Consider the following 18,136-nt stretch of genomic DNA (forward strand, 5'->3'; position numbering starts at 1 on the left):
CCGCCATTATTCATATTCATCCCACCCATCTAATTGCCGACTTTCATGCAGCATTTCTCGTTGGAAAATATCTTCCAGCTCGCGACGGGCTTCTTTGATTCTGGAAATTTGCGCCACATCCCCATGATGCTGTGGCACCAATTCACGTAACATGCGCATATCAAGACGGCGGAAATGTTGTTGCGCCCGGTAGGCCTGATGTGGATGCATACCCAATTCCAACAATGTTTTCCGCCCCAGTTCCAGCGCACTGGAGAAGGTCTCACGGGTAAAATCTTTGACCCCATTTTGCAGCAATTCATGCGCTTCAACACGCCCTCTGGCCCGGGCAAGAATGTGTAAATTAGGGAAATGCTGTTGGCACAGATGCACCAACGTCATGGTGTCTTCTGGTTCATTACAGGTAATTACAATCGCTTTGGCTTTTTCTGCCCCGGCAGCCCGCAAAAGTTCCAGCTCGGTGGCATCACCATAATAGACTTTATAGCCATATTTGCGCATCACACTGACAGCACTGACGTCGCGCTCCAGCACAGTAATGCGCATTTTGTTCGCCATGAGTAAACGGCCAATCACCTGACCAAATCGCCCAAAGCCAACAATAATCACCTGTGGGTCATTATCTTCAACAAACGGCTTTTCATCACTCTCTTCTTGCGCGTTGTAGCGGCGAATCAAAATGCGATCGATAAGCTGCATCAGCAGAGGCGTCGTCATCATCGACAGCGTTACCACGACCAACAGTAAGGCCAGTTGTTCGGCATTCAAAACATGCTGAGAGAAGGCGGCAGAGAACAAGACGAAAGCAAATTCACCGCCCTGACTCAATACTCCAGCAAATTGTAGGCGTACCGAACGACGTAAGCCGAATGTACGAGCCAGCCCATACAGCACAGTGCCTTTGATAAACACTAATGCGACCACACCCAACAAGACATCCAGTAGATGCGTGAAGAGCACACCAAGGTTCAGCGCCATACCGACAGAGATGAAAAATAGCCCCAGTAGTAGCCCTTTAAAGGGTTCAATGGCAATTTCCAGCTCGTGTTGGAATTCACTTTCAGCCAGTAAAATACCCGCGATGAATGTCCCTAATGCCATCGACAAGCCCAATGCATCCATAAACAGCGCAGATCCCAACACCACTAGCAAAGCTGCTGCCGTGAACACTTCCCGCACGCCAGAGGCCACGATATAGCGAAACAGAGGGCGCAACAGATAGCGGCCACCAATCAACATGCCGGCGAAAGCGGCAACTTTGATACCAATTTTGACCCAGTCATTGGCCGCCCCGCCCCCACCAGCCAGGATAGGAATCAGTGCTAATGCCGGGATAACCGCCATGTCCTGGAACAGCAAAACCGAGAACCCTAATTGACCGCCCTCATTGCGGTTCATCCCTTTTTCCCGCATCAGTTGCAAGGCCATTGCGGTGGAAGACATGGCCAAACCGACACCGCCGATAAGCGCGGCCTGCCAGGCAAATTGGGTGAAATAGAGTAATGCCCCCAGCACTGCGGCCGTTATCACCACCTGACAGGCCCCCACACCAAAGATAGAGCGCCGCAGCTGCCAGAGCTTGGCTGGATTCAACTCCAAGCCAATGATAAACATCAGGAAGACGACACCGAGCTCTGAGAAGTGGAGGATTTCGTCAACATCACGTATAAAACCTAGCCCCCACGGGCCGATGGCAATACCCGCAATCAGGTAGCCCAATACCGCGCCGATACCGAGGCGTTGAGCAATAGGAACGGCCACCACAGCCGCGAAAAGAAATAATAAAATAGCCGTGAGTAGAGGCGAGCCTTCCATATATCAGTGCCCTCCCGTTGGCAGCGGTGACTGTAGCCACTGCGCATAAGCTTGCGCATGACTGGCTAAGACTTCCGGCTTTTGGCGCCGCGCCCAGTAAATAATCATCGGATTCATCCAATGCATATGGCACATAGCTGCCGTCAATTCAAAAGGTCGCAGAATATCTTCCATTGGGTAGCGATTATATCCCCCAGTCCGATAAGCGCCTTCCGGCTCACCGGTGGTAATCACCGAACGCCAATATTTCCCCGTCAGAGCATGTCCACCGACGCCATTGGCAAAGCCACGCGCCAGGACACGATCCAGCCATTCTTTCAACAAGGCTGGGCAACTGTAGGTATAAAGTGGGTGTTGAAATACAATAACTTGATGTTCACGTAGCAATTGCTGCTCATGGTGAATATCAATAAAAAAGTCCGGATAATGTGCATAAAGATCGTGCACAGTGACATGTTCTAATTGCTGCACCGGTTGCAGTAAAACCCGGTTTGCCACCGAGTCTTGTGATTCCGGATGGGCATACAACAGCAAAACCTTCGGCAGCTGCGACATCATTCCCCTCCAAAGCGTCGTCAGGGTCCGGTTTTTCCGTTACCATGCTCCGCAAAGACTAAAAAAGACTGAAATGGGTACTCTATTACTCTAAATAATTCGAGTTGCAGGTAGGCGGCAAGAGTGCGAATCCCCAGGAGCTTGAGTCAGTGACTAGGGTAAGAACGCGCAACCAACGCCCCTGTGGCTTGAAGTATGACGAGTATATACCCTATTAACATACTCTAAACATACGGCACTCTATGATTGTTTTTTCCTCGTTACAAATCCGACGTGGTACTCGCGTCTTGCTGGACAATGCAACAGCAACGATTAATCCTGGCCAGAAGGTCGGGCTGGTCGGCAAAAACGGTTGTGGTAAATCCACTTTGCTGGCGCTGCTCAAAGGCGAATTAAGCGCCGATGGGGGCAATGTCACGTTTCCCAGTAACTGGGCACTGGCTTGGGTTAACCAAGAGACCCCGGCACTGGATATACCGGCGATAGAGTATGTTATCGACGGTGACCGCGAATATCGCCAGTTGGAGGCCGAACTTCAGGCCGCCAACGAGAAGAATGACGGCCATGCCATTGCGACGGTGCATGGCAAGCTGGACGCCATCCATGCCTGGACAATTCAGTCGCGTGCTGCCAGTTTGCTGCACGGGCTGGGCTTTTCTCAAGATCAATTACAACAGCCGGTGCGCTCATTTTCTGGTGGCTGGCGCATGCGACTTAATTTGGCGCAGGCGTTGATTTGTCGCTCCGATTTACTGCTGCTGGATGAACCCACCAACCACTTGGATTTGGATGCCGTGATCTGGCTGGAGAAGTGGCTGAAAAGCTACTCCGGGACATTGGTGTTGATTTCCCATGACCGCGATTTCCTTGATCCTATTATTGATAAGATTTTACATATTGAACAGCAGACGCTGAATGAATATACCGGTAACTATTCATCCTTCGAACGCCAGCGCGCCACCAAACTGGCGCAGCAACAGTCGATGTATCAACATCAGCAAGAGAAAGTCGCGCATCTGCAAAGTTATATTGACCGTTTCCGTGCACAAGCCACCAAAGCCAAGCAGGCCCAAAGCCGAATTAAAATGCTAGAGCGCATGGAGCTGATTGCCCCCGCTCATGTGGATAACCCATTCCACTTCAGTTTCCGAACACCCGAGAGCCTGCCTGATCCACTGCTACGGATGGATAAAGTCAGTGCCGGTTATGGCGACCGCACGATTTTAGAGTCCATCAAACTCAATCTGGTACCGGGCTCGCGTATTGGTTTGTTAGGCCGCAATGGTGCCGGTAAATCAACCCTCATTAAGCTGTTGGCAGGGACTCTAGAGCCACAAAGTGGTGAAATCGGTCTGTCCAAAGGGATTAAGCTGGGTTACTTCGCTCAGCATCAGCTTGAATTCTTACGGGCCGATGAGTCTCCGCTACAGCATATGAGCCGCCTGGCCCCTAAAGAGCCGGAACAGCAACTACGTGATTATCTCGGTGGCTACGGTTTTCAGGGAGATCAGGTGACCGACCCTACCGCGCGCTTCTCTGGCGGCGAGAAAGCGCGTCTGGTGCTGGCGCTAATTATCTGGCAGCGACCTAATCTGTTGCTACTGGATGAACCGACCAACCACCTTGACCTTGATATGCGCCAAGCTCTAACCGAAGCATTAATTGATTTCGAGGGCGCATTGGTGGTGGTTTCCCATGATCGCCATTTATTGCGATCCACCACCGACGATCTTTATCTGGTGCACGATGGCAAAGTAGAGCAATTCGACGGTGATCTAGAAGATTATCAACAGTTTTTGGTGGATTTGCAGCGTCAGCAAAGCCAGCAAGATAACCCCGCTAAAGAATTATCTGGCAACAGTGCACAGCAACGTAAAGATCAAAAACGTCGTGATGCCGAGTTTCGTAGTCAGACTCAGCCACTGCGTAAGCAGATTATGGCGCTGGAAAAACAGATGGATAAACTCAGTGCAGAACTGACCGCCATCGAAGAGCAATTGGCTGACTCTGCCTTATACGATATTGCCCGTAAAACGGATTTGACCCAATGTCTACAACAGCAGACGCAGGTAAAATCCAAGCTGGAAGAGACCGAAATGCAGTGGTTAGACGCACAAGAGCAGTTGGAGAATATCACCAAGATATTTGAAGCAGAGTAACTAGCCGTGTCGTCAATTTTATTGAGGAGCAGGAGAGTAGCGAGTGCCAGAACGGCACAAACTGCTCACTGATTTTCTTGCTTTTATGCAGTAAAAAAATTTATTACCTCAATATAGACTAAATTAATGCTTATTTTTGTTATTGCTCTGAAGGTTTTAATGTTTAATAAGGCATAAAATTATTTCTGGGAAGAAGTATAAATGCAGCGCATTTTGGTCATCCGAATTGATTTCCTTGGCGATATGATATGCACCACTGCTTTTTTACATGCACTGAAACAGCGTTGGCCTGCGGCTGAAATTCACGTATTAGCCAATAAATACAATCGGGAAGCACTGTCGCGTAACCCTGATGTCAGTGTCGTCCACACTTATGTTTACAGTAAACAATGTGAACGAAATCAAAAGGCAGGAAGGATTCAGGCTATTTTTGACCGGCTGGCTCTGATTTGGCAATTGCGACGTTTGCGCTTTGACCTGCTAGTGATTCCGAACGGTGGCATGAACAAAAATAGCATTCAGTTCGCCAAACAGCTGAATGTGGTCGATAGCCGCTGGCATACCCTTGCCACTGAGTTTGATGACCGCAATCCTGAGCATGTTGCCAACCGTCCAATTCGCCATGAGGCACTCTCCGGCTTTGCACTGCTGCCCGAACTGGGGTCGGTAGATATCAATAAACTTAAGTTGTTTATCTATCCCGAACCCTCATTGCAGGCAAAATGGCAGGCCGAATTAGGTGAAAAGATCCGGCCTCGTGTCGGGTTATTCGTCTCTAATAAGTCCCCACAGCGACGTTGGAGTTGGGCAAAGTGGCAACAGTTGGCACTGAATCTCAGCGAGCGGGCCGATATCGTGGTGTTGTATGATCCCAAAGAGCCGCCAAGTGAACAGCAACTGGCGACCATGAAAGGGCGCTATTTGTTAACCCCTTCTGTCGATGAGTTTGTTGCTGCAATAAGCCAATTAGATGTGGTTATTTCAGCCGACAGTGCGCCGGTTCATATCAGCTCTGCATTGCAGATACCCGTGGTCGCTTTGTTTGAGTCACGGCCAGAAAAGTATCTGCGCTGGTATCCATTAGTGCGCCATGTTTTATTGCATGCCGGGCCGCAAGTTGAAGACATCACCGTCGATGCTGTTGAAACCGCAGCCCGCACACTACTGGATAACAAATAAAATAGCCTATTAAGGTCGATATACTGGCCTATCCCCCAAAATAGTCGCACGGTGCATAATACGCCGCTGCGGCAGATAATCAGCATTGGCATAGTGCTGGGTGACGCGGTTATCCCAAATTGCGACGTCATCTTGTTGCCAGCGCCAGCGCACTTGGAATTCGGGTTTGGTGGTATGAGCAAAGAGAAAATGCAGCAGCGCATCACTCTCCTTATCACTCAGATCAACAATTCTGGTGGTGAATCCTTCATTGACGAACAATGCCTGACGCCCACTCACCGGGTGGGTGCGCACGACCGGATGCAGCAGCGGCGGGTTCTTCTCTTTGGCTAATAGCCAGCGCTGATGCTCTTCTGGCGTATCACGATGTTTATGTTCAGGGAAAGAGTGCGTGAAATCATGCTCGGCCTGTAGCCCTGCCAAGAGCTGTTTAAATGGCGCAGAAAGTGCTTCATACGCGGCTATCCCACTGCTCCATAAGGTATCCCCACCGGTGGGGGGTAACTGCTTAGCAGCCAGAATGGCACCCAATGGAGGATTTTCGATGAAGGTCACATCAGTGTGCCAGTTATCATTATCTGGCGGATTATTATCGTGGGTATCCAATACAATAATCTCTTCACACTCTTTGGTATGCGGATAAACCGGATGAATATGTAAGTCGCCAAACCGGCTAGCCAGCAAGCGCTGCTGTATCGGCGTGATCGGCTGATTGCGGAAAAACAGCACTTGATGCTTGAGTAAAGCATGATAAAGCTGCTCAAACTGGCCGTCTCCCAACGGGCGGGCGATATTAATATTCTCAACCAGAGCGCCGATATGCGGCCCTAATGGTGTCACTACCAGACGTTCATTCATTGTTGTGCTCCATACCAAGGCGTTAATCGACGTTGAATCGCCCGCAAACTTAATTCCATGCCAAAAGCAATAATGGCAATCACACTGATCCCGGCAATCACCACGTCGGTGGCGAGAAACTCGCCAGCCGATTGCACCATAAAACCCAATCCTCGCGTGGCGGCAATTAACTCAGCAGCCACCAGCGTCGACCAACCGACACCCAGTCCAATACGAATACCCGTTAAGATTTCCGGTAATGCGCTGGGGAGTATCACAAACCATAAGACCTGCCAGTGGCTAGCGCCCAATGCGCGAGCGGCTCTGACCCTAACCTGTGCCACACTACGTACCCCCGCAACGGCGGCCAGGGTAATGGGGGCAAATATCGCCAGATAAATCAGCAAAATTTTTGAGGTTTCGCCGATACCGAACCAGATAACCATTAGCGGTAAATAAGCCAAAGGTGGTACCGGGCGATATATCTCAATAAGCGGGTCCAGCACGCCACGCACCGTGCTGCTCAGCCCCATGGCAATCCCGGTCGGAACTCCGAGGGCCACCGCGGCTAATAATGCGACCAATATCCGCCCTAAACTGGCGGCCAGATGCTGCCATAGCGTAGCATCCATAAACCCCTGCGGGCTGGCGATCACCAACAACTGATGCAGCACTTGCTGCGGGGCGGGCAAAAATAGCGGGCTGATAAGCTGTAATGCCGTGACTGTCCACCACAACAATATGACACTAACCACGGTGGCGATACTGAGCCAAAAACCTTTGGCTACCGGCAAACGGCGAGAGGTTTTTGGGCGGTCAGTCGGTGCTGAATTCGGTGTATCCAGCCCAGCTTGATGATGCAACCCGCTGTCGCGTAACGTACCGTGCAAGCTCATATCATCGCCTCCCGCTGTTGGAAGACTTTGCCCAGCACATATTCGCGACGAGCAATAAATTCCGGGTCAGATTTGATGCTGCGACAAGCTTCCCCCTCGGTATAGCGCTGACCAAAATTCAGAGACAACCGCTCGACGACTTGGCCCGGCCCCGGTGACAGCAACAACAGTTCACTGGCCAGAAATACCGCTTCTTCAATATCGTGGGTAATCAGCAGGATTTGTTTGCCGGTATCGCGCCAGATAGTCAGCAGCAGTTCTTGCATCTGCTCACGTGTGAAAGCATCCAGCGCACCAAAAGGCTCATCCAACAATAATAAGCGTGGGTCAACCGCTAAAGCGCGAGCAATCCCCACCCGCTGGCGCATCCCGCCAGAGAGTTGCCAAATATAGTGATGTTCAAACCCGGCTAATCCAACCCGATGCAGCATTTTTAGCGCGGCTTTGCGCCGCTGCGACTTGCTTAACCCAGCCAATTGCAAACCAAACTCGACATTACTGACTACATCGCGCCACGGCAGTAAACCCTCATGCTGGAACACCACTCCCCGCTCGGCGCTGGGGCCGTAAACCGGAATATCATCCAGAGTGATGCTGCCAGCTGAAGGCTCCATAAACCCAGCAATCAAATTCAATAATGTGGTTTTGCCACAGCCTGATGGCCCCAATACCACGACCAACTGTCCGGATGCGATGTGTAATGACACATCCTGTAAGGCAGGTTTGCCCTGATATTCGGCCCACAGGCCGTGCACATTTAGCATGATGGCTCCTAGGACTGTGGTGTTGCCTGAACTTGTTTCACAAAGCGGTCAGTGACGAAAGCGCGATAATCACTGGCAACCTGGGGGATTTTGCCTTGCTCTTTCAGGAACGCAGCAGTATCACGAATAGCCTGGTCTACTGGCTGACCTAGCTGTGTTATCTGCTGTGCCACCGGCAGGTAAGTATTGCCTTTCACCAGCTCTGGCACTTGTTTGCTAGGAACACCACTTAAACGCGCCAGTTGCCCCAGATGCTCTGCGTTTTTGAGCCATTGCTCCGGTTGCGCCAAATAAGCCCCTTGAGCGGCCAATGCACTGCGGGCAAAGGCGGTGACAACTTCAGGATGCGCTGTGGCGAAGTCTTTACGAACCACCCAGACATCCAACGTTGGTGCCCCCCATTGACCCACTTGTGCCGAATCGGTCAGAACCGTACCGGTTTTGGCTAATTCATTAACCGCGGGAGCCCAAACATAAGCGCCATCAATATCTCCCCGCAGCCAGGCCGCGGCGATAGCTGGGGGTTGTAAATTGAGGATAGTGAGCTGATCTGGCTTGATCCCCCAATGTTTCAGGGCCGCCAGTAAGCTGTAATGGGTGGTCGAGATAAAAGGCACGGCAATACGTTTACCAATCAAATCCTGCGGGGTTTTGATCTCTTTTTTGACCACCAGCGCTTCTGAGCTACCTAACTGCGAAGCCAGCAGGAAAACTTCAATCGGGACATTTTGGCTGGCGGCCACCGCCAGTGGGCTAGAGCCAATATTGCCAATCTGCACATCACCCGAAGCTAATGCCCTGACGACACTGGAGCCACTATCAAACTTGCGCCAATCAACCTTAGCGCCGGAAAGCTTGGCAAAGCTGTTATCCGCCTGAGCCACTTTTGCCGGCTCAGCGGACGTCTGATAAGCCACCGTCACATCAACGGCATGCGCGCTGGTCACCACCAGTGACAGGGCCAAGAGGGCACCAGCAGATCGTAAGAGACCGCGGGTTGCGGTAGAAGAAAAAGTTATCGCCATGATTCACTCCGCTCATTTAACTCGGTCATTCGCTATTGTTGCGACCCTAAGCGCACCCGGCGCTCTGAGATGACAGTGTTACCTGAAGCAGGAATATGACAAAAGGAATAAAAAAATATTCTTTATTCCTTTCCGTGATAAGAAGAGTCTGAATGGATAGTCTACGACATCAAGTTAGAGAGAGATTTCGCCTTTTAAAAATATGCGGGCATCACCGGCAATCAAGGTGCGATCACCGGCTAACGTGCAGAATAACTCGCCTCCGCGCGCAGAGATCTGCCGGGCATGCAGTGAGGCTCTTCCCAAGCGAGCCACCCAATACGGCATCAAGGTACAATGAGCAGAACCCGTCACCGGATCTTCGTTGCTGCCAAGGGTAAAGTAGCGCGAGACAAAATCGACTTGATCACCCGGAGCGGTCACAATCACGCCACGGCCAGTGTAGGCAATCAGTGCGGCAATATCAGGCTGTAATTGCTGAACCTGTTGTTCATTTGCCAGTATTACCAGCAGGGACTTTGCTTGCCAGAGCTGCTCGATTGCAACCCCGAGTAGCGTTTCTAACTGAGCTGAAATAGCGATTTGTTCAGCAGGCAATGAAGGGAAATCCAGCGACAATCGGCCAAAACTATCGTCATCACGCTTAACATGCAAATCACCGCTGGCACTGCGGAAACAGATATCGTGCAACGCGGGGTTAACCACACTGAATATCACATGCGCCGCCGCCAAAGTACCGTGACCACATAAATCCACTTCACGTTCTGGTGTAAACCAACGGATCGCCGATTTATCCCCTTCATCCCAGACAAAACTGGTTTCTGGCAAATTAATCTCAGCGGCGATACTTTGCATCTCTGCAGTCGGGAGCGGCTTTTTCAGCAAGTAGACCCCGGCTGGGTTACCGGATAGCCCTGCACCGACAAAAGCATCAACATGAAAATAGTTATAAGCCATCAATAAGCCCCGGAGGTGACTAATGCCAAATTAATAACACACAGGCTGCCGTCAGCAAGCCCATCGAAATATTAAAGGTAAACCAGGCACGGCGGCTACGTAGCAGGCGGCCAATTAAAGTGCCAAACCCCAACCAAATAATCCCAGCGACCAGATTCACCATAAACATGCCAAGGCTGATCATGACGATAGAATCATTATATTTATCATCCGCCATGCTGAAACTGGCGACCGAACCTAATCCCATTAACCAGGCTTTGGGGTTAAGGAATTGCAATAACCAGCCTTGATACAAACGCAGCGGCTTTGGCGGGGCGACGTTGGTTTCCAATTTTTCATAGGCCGAAGTGGCAATTTTCCATGCCAACCACAGCAGATAAAGGCTACCCAGAGCTTTGAGTATCCAGTGGATGGCTGGATAGATAAGAATCAGCCCGCCGACTCCAAATGCCACCATTAACAGCATACTCTGCATACCCAACATAATGCCCAGCATCAGCCAGATAGAGCGCATAAAGCCAAAATTGGCCCCGGCAGAGGTCAGTAGCATATTGTTAGGACCGGGGGTAATAGCGGCAACCCAAAGAAAACCTATCATTGAAAGAAATAAACTCAGTTCCATGAGACGGGTGCCTCTCACCCAAAATGATGCGCGATATACCCATGAAGCTAACAGTGTGCTATTGATCGCACAAGAGCAACTACATGATTTTCATTCACCATATGCATGAAAAATTCCGTCCACTGGCCGGTGCCAGTAACCCACATCTACAAACGCTACTGCCACGGCTGGTCAGGCGGCGCGTACAACTGCAACCTTTTTGGCAACGGTTGGAATTACCCGATGGGGATTTTGTCGATCTGGCCTGGAGTGAAAACCCTGAGCTGGCGCGGGATAAGCCTAGACTGGTGTTATTCCACGGTCTGGAAGGAAACTTTTACAGCCCCTATGCCCATGGTTTGCTGCGGGCATCTCAGGCCCAAGGGTGGCTGGGTGTAGTGATGCATTTTCGCGGGTGTAGCGGAGAGCCAAATCGTAAGTCACGTATCTATCACTCCGGTGAAACAGAAGATGCGCGCTTCTTCCTGCATTGGTTACGAGAAAGCTATGGTCAGGTGCCCACCGCTGCTGTTGGCATCTCTTTAGGCGGTAATATGCTGGCCTATTACTTAGCTGAACAAGGGCGGCTGGGGCCACAGAGACCAGATAGTTTGCTACAGGCCGCCGTTGTGGTTTCAGCCCCCCTGATGCTTGAACCTTGCGCAAACCGCATGGAGCAAGGATTCTCTCGCGTCTATCAGCACTATCTTTTAAACCAGTTGAAATTAAATGCTACCCGTAAGCTGTTACATTACCCCGGTAGCTTGCCGCTGGATCTGGCACAGTTAAAAGGACTGCGACGGATCAGAGATTTCGATGATGTTATAACAGCTAAAATACATGGCTTTAATGATGCAGTGGATTATTATCGCCGTTGCAGCGCACTACCGTTATTACCACAAATCACGACCCCATTACTGATCATTCACGCCAAAGATGATCCATTCATGACAGCCGAGGTTATCCCGAATCTCAGTGAATTACCGGCCAATATCGATTATCAGTTAACCGAGCATGGCGGCCATGTCGGTTTTGTTGGCGGCTCATTAAAACACCCACAAATGTGGTTGGAACAACGTATTCCAGCCTGGCTTTCCCCCTATTTGGAGCAGCAGTCATGATGATCCCCTGGCAGCAAATCGACCGTGAAACGCTGGATAATTTGCTTGAAGCCTTTGTACTACGTGAAGGTACTGATTACGGCGAACACGAGCGCTCATTGGCACAAAAAGTCGAAGATGTTCGCCGCCAGTTGGTCAATGGTGACGCGGTATTAGTGTGGTCCGAGTTACACGAAACCATCAATATTATGCCACGTGGCGCATTTCGTGCCGGAGCAGAAGAGTCCCAATAACCCTTGCCCTGTCACGTGAACCTTTAAGTAAAATCAGAGTGACAAGTCGGAGACTTTGCCCTAAAAATAATCATTAACAATAAAAAAAACAGGCAGTTTCAGTCTGTCCACTGAGTTAACTAACCCCATGGAGTTACAGCTAATATGTCAACTAAACATCCGGTTATAGCCGTTACCGGCTCAAGTGGCGCAGGGACGACGACCACCAGCCTGGCGTTTCGCAAGATTTTTCAGCAATTGAATATTCGCGCGGCGCAAATTGAAGGTGACAGCTTCCATCGCTACACCCGCCCCGAAATGGATGCCGCTATCCGTAAGGCTCGGGATCAAGGCCGGCATATTAGTTATTTTGGCCCAGAGGCCAATGACTTTGGTCAGTTAGAAGAGAGTGTGTCGCAATATGGCGCGTTGGGTACTGGGCGCTCACGTAAGTATTTGCACACCTATGATGAAGCGGTGCCCTATAACCAGATTCCGGGCACTTTCACCCCATGGGAAGCACTGCCAGAGCCCACCGACGTGCTGTTTTATGAAGGGCTGCACGGCGGCGTCGTGACCGAGCATCATGATGTGGCAAAACATGTGGATTTGCTGGTCGGCGTAGTGCCAATTGTTAATCTGGAATGGATTCAAAAACTGGTGCGAGATACTGGCGAACGTGGTCATTCTCGTGAGGCAGTGATGGATTCAGTGGTGCGTTCTATGGACGACTATATCAATTACATTACGCCCCAATTCTCTCGCACTCACATTAACTTCCAGCGCGTACCCACTGTCGACACTTCAAACCCTTTTGCCGCCAAAGCAATTCCATCGCTGGATGAAAGCTTTGTTGTCATTCACTTTAGAGGCTTGGATCAAATCGATTTCCCTTACTTGCTGGCAATGCTGCAAGGGTCATTTATATCGAATATCAATACGTTGGTGGTGCCCGGTGGGAAGATGGGGCTGGCAATGGAGTTGATCATGGCCCCGCTGGTCCAGCAACTGTTGGAAGGTAAGAAAATTATTTAATCTCCCTCGTACTTGAAGTGGCAACCAACATCTCCGCTGCTTCAAGTACGTAGGGTTTGCTTAGGCGATTTCGCGGATTTCAAAACTGTGGGTAATCTTTGCTGCTTTCCCCAACATCAAAGAAACCGAGCAATATTTTTCAGCTGACAGCTCAACCGCCCGCTCAACGATTTTATCGGTCAAACCTTTGCCACTGACAATAAAGTGCAGGTTGATTTGCGTAAATAAGCGCGGCGCTTCTTCCCGGCGCTGTGACGTTAACGTCACTTCGCAATCACGCACATCATTACGTCCTTTTTGTAAAATAGACACGACATCAATGGCACTACAGCCGCCTGCCGACATTAACAACATTTCCATCGGGCTTGGTGCTTTGTCTCCGGCATTGCCATCCATCAATACTTGATGACCTGATGCGGATTCACCCAAAAATGTCAGTCCCTCAACCCACTTCACACGTGCCTGCATAACTGTTGCTCCCGGTTAAATTTTCTGATTCAGACTACCCTTTCATTTACAAACTCGCAATGTAACCCGATGTTCATCATGCTGAAGCGATACAACACAAGACAGTAGCCTCATCCTGTGCTACAAACAGAACCGAAAGTGTTGTTTCTAGAATTAAATGGGATAGTGATCAATACTCAGTGAAGGGTTTCTATCCGGTACGTATCTTGGCTATACCTTTCGGCAGTTGAGCAAATTAATATGCTAAGAGAAAGTGTATTTTATAAGCACGCCGTGCAGGGAACTCTGAGCCCTGTTAAGTTAGGCAGCGATAACAACAGAGGATAACAGCGAATGGTTCTCGGCAAGCCACAAACAGACCCGACTCTCGAATGGTTCCTGTCTCATTGCCATATCCACAAATATCCATCGAAGAGTACGCTGATTCACCAAGGTGAAAAGGCCGAAACGCTTTACTACATCGTGAAAGGCTCCGTTGCGGTGCTTATCAAAGATGAAGAAGGTAAAGAGATGATTCTCTCCTATCTAAACCAGGGAGATTTCATCGGCGAACTTGGATTATTTGAAGAAGGCCAAGAACGTAGTGCCTGGGTCAGAGCAAAAACCGCCTGTGAAGTGGCTGAAATTTCTTACAAAAAATTCCGTCAGTTGATTCAGGTAAATCCAGATATCTTGATGCGCCTGTCTTCACAAATGGCGAATCGCCTACAAATTACATCAGAGAAAGTGGGTAACCTCGCCTTCCTTGATGTGACTGGGCGCATTGCACAAACGCTGCTTAATCTGGCAAAACAACCTGATGCCATGACCCACCCAGATGGGATGCAGATTAAAATTACCCGCCAGGAAATTGGTCAAATAGTTGGCTGCTCCCGCGAAACTGTGGGGCGCATACTAAAAATGCTGGAAGATCAAAACTTGATCTCCGCACATGGTAAGACGATTGTCGTTTACGGCACCCGTTAATTCCCTATAAACCCGTGCCGGGTATCCTCGGCACGGGTTTTCTTCAACTGTGTGATCAATAAATTCTGGGGCCTACATGAAGTGGCAACGGCTTATTTATCATCCTGAAGTTAACTATGCACTCCGCCAAACTTTGGTACTCTGCCTACCTGCAGCCCTGGGCTTTGCCATTGGTGATTTGCGGATGGGATTAATGTTTTCCCTGATACCCGCATGTTGCAATATTGCCTCGCTAGATACCCCACACCAACATTTTTTCCGACGTCTGATCACGGGGGGCGCACTTTTTACTCTGAGCAGCTTTATCACCCAACAGTTATTACTGTGGCATATCCCATTACATTGGATAATGTTGGGGCTGGCGCTAACTTTCGGTGTCACCGGTGCCATCAGTCCACTCAATGGTCGTATGTTACCTGCCGCGCTAATTGCCGCCATCTTTAGCCTCAGCATGGTAGGCAAAGCTCCTATTTGGCAAGCGCCTCTGCTATGTGCGGTGGGAACCCTCTGGTACGGTGGTTTTACCTGGCTGTGGTTTCGGTTATGCAAAGACCAACCTATCCGCGAGCTTCTGAGCCAGCTTTATCATTTACTGGCTGACTATTGCGAAGCTAAATACAGTTTGTTTGACCAGCATCTTGAGCCTGAAAAGGCTATGCCGCCGTTGCTCGACAAACAACAAAGCATAATGGATAAAATTAATCAGCTTTATCAACAATTTAATCTGTTATCCAATGCAAGCGAAACTGAACAAAAGCGGCTACTGAGCCTGTTCCAGATGGCACTCGATTTACAAGAGCACATTACTTCGGCACTCAATCAGCCAGAAAAAGTGCAAGAACTAATTGACCAGAGCCCGATTATTACGGTTCTTCACCGCAATATAGAGCATATCGCGACTCAAATGCGTACCATCGCCGACGATATTCTCTATCACCACCGCGCCGTAGCACATTTCAGCGCCGATGATGCGCTAGCAGAACTGAAAAAAATCGCCCAACAGCAGCCAGACAATTCGGTGGCGCAATTCTGTTATTACCATATTAGCCACGTTACTCAGATCCTAAGCGACCGCCACCCGCAATATGAGCGTGATTTAATATCCAGCCAGTTACCCCAACCTCTTTGGCCAGCACTCATTAGTTATTTGTCGTTTAAATCCAGTCCACTGCGTGACGCCGCTCGCATGGGGGTGACTCTGGCTGCGGGCAGTTATATTGGCATTTTGATCCACCTGCCTAAACCTTACTGGATCTTGCTTACCGTGATGTTAGTGACACAAAACGGGTATAACGCTACCAAGATACGTATTCACCACCGTGCCTTGGGCACCTTTATTGGGCTGATATTGGCGGCGGGTTTATTACATTTGCGCATGCCAGAAGGAACAACATTGAGCATCATGTTGCTCATTGTCCTGCTGTGTTATTTGGTTCAACGCAAAAACTACGGCTTGTCTGTTATCGGCAGAACCATAACTACGGTGTATATCTTGCAGTTGTTGACCGGAGAGGGTGTGGACTTTTTAGTTCCGCGTTTGCTCGACACATTAATAGGCTGTGCCCTAGCTTTTGCCAGTACTTTATGGCTGTGGCCCCAGTGGCAAAGCGGCTTACTACGTAAAAATGCGCATCAAGCATTGGAAAAATACCAGGAAATCCTACGATTATTATTGACCCCTCACCCCGATATTAAGCAACTGGACTATGAACGACTTCAGGTCAATAAAGCCAGCAACGCCGTACTAAGCTCACTAAATCAGGCAATGCAAGAGCCGGGGTTTAACTCTAGATATCTGGTCGACATGCAGCTTTGGGCCACCCATAGCGAGCTTATTGTAGGGCATATCAATGAGATGACTATCTTGACGCGGGAACATCCGTTAACAGAATCAATCACCACTTCCGAAAATAATCATAGCCAGATGAACATCAACTTGGCGCAGGATTACTTACAGTTATGTGAGATTGCGATTCAGCAATGCCAGCAGCGGCTGGAGTCGGATAACAGTGAGGGGAATAACGATTTTGTCCAAATGCCCGACGTCGATGCTGATACACAACTTTCTGAACTGGAACGTAATTTACGTCGAATTTTGTCGCATCTCAGTGTGATGCACACGGTTTCATCGTTAGCCTGGCAACAGCAGCCGCACCACGGTATTTGGCGCAGCCGGAAGTTATGAGATTCTGAAGAGAGTTAATAAGGCGTAAAAACAAAAAGAGAGGCTAAGTGCCTCTCTGTTACTATTTCTTGTGGCAAAACTCAGTGCGCATTAACCAAACTGGCGATGGCTGTTTCCAAACGCGCCATTCCTTGCTTGATATCCTCTAGCTCAACCACCAGTGAAGGCGCTAAGCGCAACACATCTGGCCCAGCATTGAGGATCATCAAACCATTCGCCGCGGCTGCAGTCAGGAACTCGCGGGCACGACCACGGTATACCGGCGTTAATTCTGCACCAATCAATAACCCCATGCCACGAATGTCACTGAACACATGATAGCGACTGTTGATATCTTGCAGAGCCTGCACAAACAGGCCGTGGCGCTGTTCAATACCATCTAGTACCTCAGGGGTGTTAATCACATCTAGCGCCGCCTCTGCGACCGCACAAGCCAGCGGATTGCCACCATAGGTGGTGCCGTGAGTGCCAACAGCCATGACTGAGGCAATCTCTTCCGTGGTGAGCATTGCACTGATAGGAAAACCGCCCCCCAGTGCTTTGGCTGTGGTGAGGATATCTGGTGTCACGCCATAATGCATATAGGTAAACAGCTTACCGCTGCGGCCCATACCACTTTGGACTTCATCAAACACCAGCAAGGCTTTATATTGATCGCACAGTGCGCGTACGCCTTGCAGAAACTCTGGAGTGGCTGAAGTAATGCCCCCTTCACCTTGAATTGGCTCAAGTACCACGGCACAAGTGTGGTCATCCATCACGGCTTTTACCGCAGCCAGATCATTGAATGGCACATGGACAATATCAGCCGGTTTTGGGCCAAAACCATCAGAATACTTTGGCTGACCACCGACAGAAACCGTGAAGAAAGTGCGCCCATGGAATGCATGGTGGAACGCAATAATTTTGGTTTTATAAGGGCTATAGCGCTCAATGGCATAATGGCGGGCCAGCTTAAAAGCCGCTTCATTTGCTTCGCCACCGGAGTTGGCAAAGAAAACCCGATCAGCAAAGGTGGCATCAATCAGTTTTTTCGCTAAGCGCAATGCCGGTTCATTGGTGAAAACATTGCTGGTATGCCAGAGAGTTTCTCCTTGCTGGTGTAAAGCTTCAACCAGTTTAGGATGACAATGACCGAGGGCAGTGACTGCAATTCCACCTGAAAAATCAATGTATTCGGTGCCTTGTTGATCCCATACACGGCTACCTTTCCCTTTTATCGGGATAAATTGCGCTGGTGCATAAACAGGCAAAATCACCTGATCGAATGTACTGCGATCTACTGCTAACTTATCTGCCATTGCGCTGTCCACCCTGATAAATCATTAAGCCACCAATTATTGGTGAGTGAAAATATAATC

At 49.7% G+C, this 18,136-nt stretch carries 17 protein-coding genes; 7 read left to right on the plus strand and 10 right to left on the minus strand.

The features are described from left to right. Nucleotides 1-6: 6 nt before the first annotated feature. Together kefB and kefG are read right to left on the minus strand one after the other, a co-directional pair. Nucleotides 7-1,815, minus strand: coding sequence for a glutathione-regulated potassium-efflux system protein KefB (gene kefB, locus DJ58_RS10370; RefSeq protein WP_004709270.1), 1,809 nt, complete (start codon nt 1,813-1,815; stop codon nt 7-9). Nucleotides 1,816-1,818: 3 nt separating this feature from the next. After that, nucleotides 1,819-2,370, minus strand: coding sequence for a glutathione-regulated potassium-efflux system ancillary protein KefG (kefG, locus tag DJ58_RS10365; RefSeq protein ID WP_032911074.1), 552 nt, complete (start codon nt 2,368-2,370; stop codon nt 1,819-1,821). A 242-nt stretch (nt 2,371-2,612) separates the two neighbouring features. Between kefG and DJ58_RS10360 the strand changes: the two genes are divergently transcribed. Together DJ58_RS10360 and DJ58_RS10355 are read left to right on the plus strand one after the other, a co-directional pair. Beyond that, nucleotides 2,613-4,529: an ABC transporter ATP-binding protein gene (locus DJ58_RS10360; RefSeq protein ID WP_004709274.1), complete on the plus strand. Its 1,917-nt coding sequence runs from the start codon at nt 2,613-2,615 to the stop codon at nt 4,527-4,529. Between the two features lie 201 nt (nt 4,530-4,730). Continuing rightward, nucleotides 4,731-5,708 (plus strand): glycosyltransferase family 9 protein, encoded by a 978-nt coding sequence (locus tag DJ58_RS10355; protein WP_004709276.1) that lies wholly within the window; start codon nt 4,731-4,733, stop codon nt 5,706-5,708. Nucleotides 5,709-5,717: 9 nt separating this feature from the next. Here DJ58_RS10355 and tauD read toward each other — a convergent pair whose 3' ends face one another. The 6 genes from tauD to DJ58_RS10325 all read right to left on the minus strand — a co-directional run bounded on the left by tauD (nt 5,718) and on the right by DJ58_RS10325 (nt 10,809). Then, nucleotides 5,718-6,566 carry a taurine dioxygenase gene (gene tauD, locus DJ58_RS10350; protein ID WP_032911075.1) on the minus strand — a complete coding sequence of 283 codons (849 nt, stop codon included), beginning with the start codon at nt 6,564-6,566 and terminating at the stop codon, nt 5,718-5,720. Beyond that, the gene (gene tauC, locus DJ58_RS10345) at nt 6,563-7,441 is read right to left on the minus strand and encodes a taurine ABC transporter permease TauC (RefSeq protein ID WP_032911076.1); all 879 of its coding nucleotides are present in this window, start codon (nt 7,439-7,441) and stop codon (nt 6,563-6,565) included. Before tauC ends, tauD begins: the two co-directional genes overlap by 4 nt. Next, complete coding sequence (gene tauB / locus DJ58_RS10340; RefSeq protein ID WP_004709281.1) at nt 7,438-8,205, minus strand: taurine ABC transporter ATP-binding subunit; 768 nt, start codon at nt 8,203-8,205, stop codon at nt 7,438-7,440. The genes tauC and tauB overlap by 4 nt, the downstream gene beginning before the upstream one ends. Before the next feature lie 8 nt (nt 8,206-8,213). Then, nucleotides 8,214-9,230 carry a taurine ABC transporter substrate-binding protein gene (gene tauA, locus DJ58_RS10335; RefSeq protein ID WP_032911077.1) on the minus strand — a complete coding sequence of 339 codons (1,017 nt, stop codon included), beginning with the start codon at nt 9,228-9,230 and terminating at the stop codon, nt 8,214-8,216. Nucleotides 9,231-9,404: 174 nt separating this feature from the next. Continuing rightward, the gene (locus DJ58_RS10330; RefSeq protein WP_004709284.1) at nt 9,405-10,187 is read right to left on the minus strand and encodes a PhzF family phenazine biosynthesis protein; all 783 of its coding nucleotides are present in this window, start codon (nt 10,185-10,187) and stop codon (nt 9,405-9,407) included. A 19-nt stretch (nt 10,188-10,206) separates the two neighbouring features. After that, the gene (locus DJ58_RS10325) at nt 10,207-10,809 is read right to left on the minus strand and encodes a LysE family translocator (protein WP_004709286.1); all 603 of its coding nucleotides are present in this window, start codon (nt 10,807-10,809) and stop codon (nt 10,207-10,209) included. A 101-nt stretch (nt 10,810-10,910) separates the two neighbouring features. Here DJ58_RS10325 and DJ58_RS10320 point away from each other — a divergent pair, with 101 nt between their 5' ends. The 3 genes from DJ58_RS10320 to DJ58_RS10310 all read left to right on the plus strand — a co-directional run bounded on the left by DJ58_RS10320 (nt 10,911) and on the right by DJ58_RS10310 (nt 13,156). Next, nucleotides 10,911-11,909 (plus strand): hydrolase, encoded by a 999-nt coding sequence (locus tag DJ58_RS10320; RefSeq protein ID WP_032911120.1) that lies wholly within the window; start codon nt 10,911-10,913, stop codon nt 11,907-11,909. After that, nucleotides 11,906-12,142 carry a YheU family protein gene (locus DJ58_RS10315; RefSeq protein ID WP_032911078.1) on the plus strand — a complete coding sequence of 79 codons (237 nt, stop codon included), beginning with the start codon at nt 11,906-11,908 and terminating at the stop codon, nt 12,140-12,142. The genes DJ58_RS10320 and DJ58_RS10315 overlap by 4 nt, the downstream gene beginning before the upstream one ends. 144 nt (nt 12,143-12,286) lie before the next feature. Then, nucleotides 12,287-13,156 (plus strand): phosphoribulokinase, encoded by an 870-nt coding sequence (locus tag DJ58_RS10310; RefSeq protein WP_004709290.1) that lies wholly within the window; start codon nt 12,287-12,289, stop codon nt 13,154-13,156. Between the two features lie 60 nt (nt 13,157-13,216). Here the strand turns inward: DJ58_RS10310 and DJ58_RS10305 are convergent, their stop codons facing one another. After that, a complete protein-coding gene (locus DJ58_RS10305; RefSeq protein ID WP_004709292.1) occupies nt 13,217-13,624 on the minus strand; it encodes an OsmC family protein in 408 nt (135 codons plus the stop codon). A 333-nt stretch (nt 13,625-13,957) separates the two neighbouring features. Between DJ58_RS10305 and crp the strand changes: the two genes are divergently transcribed. Both crp and DJ58_RS10295 read left to right on the plus strand, forming a co-directional pair. Beyond that, complete coding sequence (gene crp / locus DJ58_RS10300) at nt 13,958-14,590, plus strand: cAMP-activated global transcriptional regulator CRP (RefSeq protein ID WP_002212297.1); 633 nt, start codon at nt 13,958-13,960, stop codon at nt 14,588-14,590. A gap of 76 nt (nt 14,591-14,666) precedes the next feature. Beyond that, the gene (locus DJ58_RS10295) at nt 14,667-16,775 is read left to right on the plus strand and encodes a YccS/YhfK family putative transporter (protein WP_004709293.1); all 2,109 of its coding nucleotides are present in this window, start codon (nt 14,667-14,669) and stop codon (nt 16,773-16,775) included. Nucleotides 16,776-16,855: 80 nt separating this feature from the next. On the opposite strand, the gene argD is transcribed toward DJ58_RS10295, so the two are convergent. After that, nucleotides 16,856-18,076, minus strand: coding sequence for a bifunctional acetylornithine/succinyldiaminopimelate transaminase (argD, locus tag DJ58_RS10290; RefSeq protein WP_032911080.1), 1,221 nt, complete (start codon nt 18,074-18,076; stop codon nt 16,856-16,858). Between the last annotated feature and the right edge of the window lie 60 nt (nt 18,077-18,136).

This window comes from Yersinia frederiksenii ATCC 33641 (assembly GCF_000754805.1).
GTDB lineage: Bacteria > Pseudomonadota > Gammaproteobacteria > Enterobacterales > Enterobacteriaceae > Yersinia > Yersinia frederiksenii.

Excerpts from the sequence above, each read along its gene's own strand:
- DJ58_RS10330 (WP_004709284.1), bottom strand. The coding sequence starts at position 10,187 with ATGGCTTATAACTATTTTCATGTTGATGCTTTTGTCGGTGCAGGGCTA.
- tauC (WP_032911076.1), bottom strand. The coding sequence starts at position 7,441 with ATGAGCTTGCACGGTACGTTACGCGACAGCGGGTTGCATCATCAAGCT.
- crp (WP_002212297.1), top strand. The coding sequence starts at position 13,958 with ATGGTTCTCGGCAAGCCACAAACAGACCCGACTCTCGAATGGTTCCTG.
- tauD (WP_032911075.1), bottom strand. The coding sequence starts at position 6,566 with ATGAATGAACGTCTGGTAGTGACACCATTAGGGCCGCATATCGGCGCT.
- kefB (WP_004709270.1), bottom strand. The coding sequence starts at position 1,815 with ATGGAAGGCTCGCCTCTACTCACGGCTATTTTATTATTTCTTTTCGCG.
- DJ58_RS10315 (WP_032911078.1), top strand. The coding sequence starts at position 11,906 with ATGATGATCCCCTGGCAGCAAATCGACCGTGAAACGCTGGATAATTTG.
- DJ58_RS10320 (WP_032911120.1), top strand. The coding sequence starts at position 10,911 with ATGCATGAAAAATTCCGTCCACTGGCCGGTGCCAGTAACCCACATCTA.
- kefG (WP_032911074.1), bottom strand. The coding sequence starts at position 2,370 with ATGTCGCAGCTGCCGAAGGTTTTGCTGTTGTATGCCCATCCGGAATCA.
- DJ58_RS10325 (WP_004709286.1), bottom strand. The coding sequence starts at position 10,809 with ATGGAACTGAGTTTATTTCTTTCAATGATAGGTTTTCTTTGGGTTGCC.
- DJ58_RS10310 (WP_004709290.1), top strand. The coding sequence starts at position 12,287 with ATGTCAACTAAACATCCGGTTATAGCCGTTACCGGCTCAAGTGGCGCA.
- DJ58_RS10295 (WP_004709293.1), top strand. The coding sequence starts at position 14,667 with ATGAAGTGGCAACGGCTTATTTATCATCCTGAAGTTAACTATGCACTC.
- tauB (WP_004709281.1), bottom strand. The coding sequence starts at position 8,205 with ATGCTAAATGTGCACGGCCTGTGGGCCGAATATCAGGGCAAACCTGCC.
- DJ58_RS10355 (WP_004709276.1), top strand. The coding sequence starts at position 4,731 with ATGCAGCGCATTTTGGTCATCCGAATTGATTTCCTTGGCGATATGATA.
- argD (WP_032911080.1), bottom strand. The coding sequence starts at position 18,076 with ATGGCAGATAAGTTAGCAGTAGATCGCAGTACATTCGATCAGGTGATT.
- tauA (WP_032911077.1), bottom strand. The coding sequence starts at position 9,230 with ATGGCGATAACTTTTTCTTCTACCGCAACCCGCGGTCTCTTACGATCT.
- DJ58_RS10360 (WP_004709274.1), top strand. The coding sequence starts at position 2,613 with ATGATTGTTTTTTCCTCGTTACAAATCCGACGTGGTACTCGCGTCTTG.
- DJ58_RS10305 (WP_004709292.1), bottom strand. The coding sequence starts at position 13,624 with ATGCAGGCACGTGTGAAGTGGGTTGAGGGACTGACATTTTTGGGTGAA.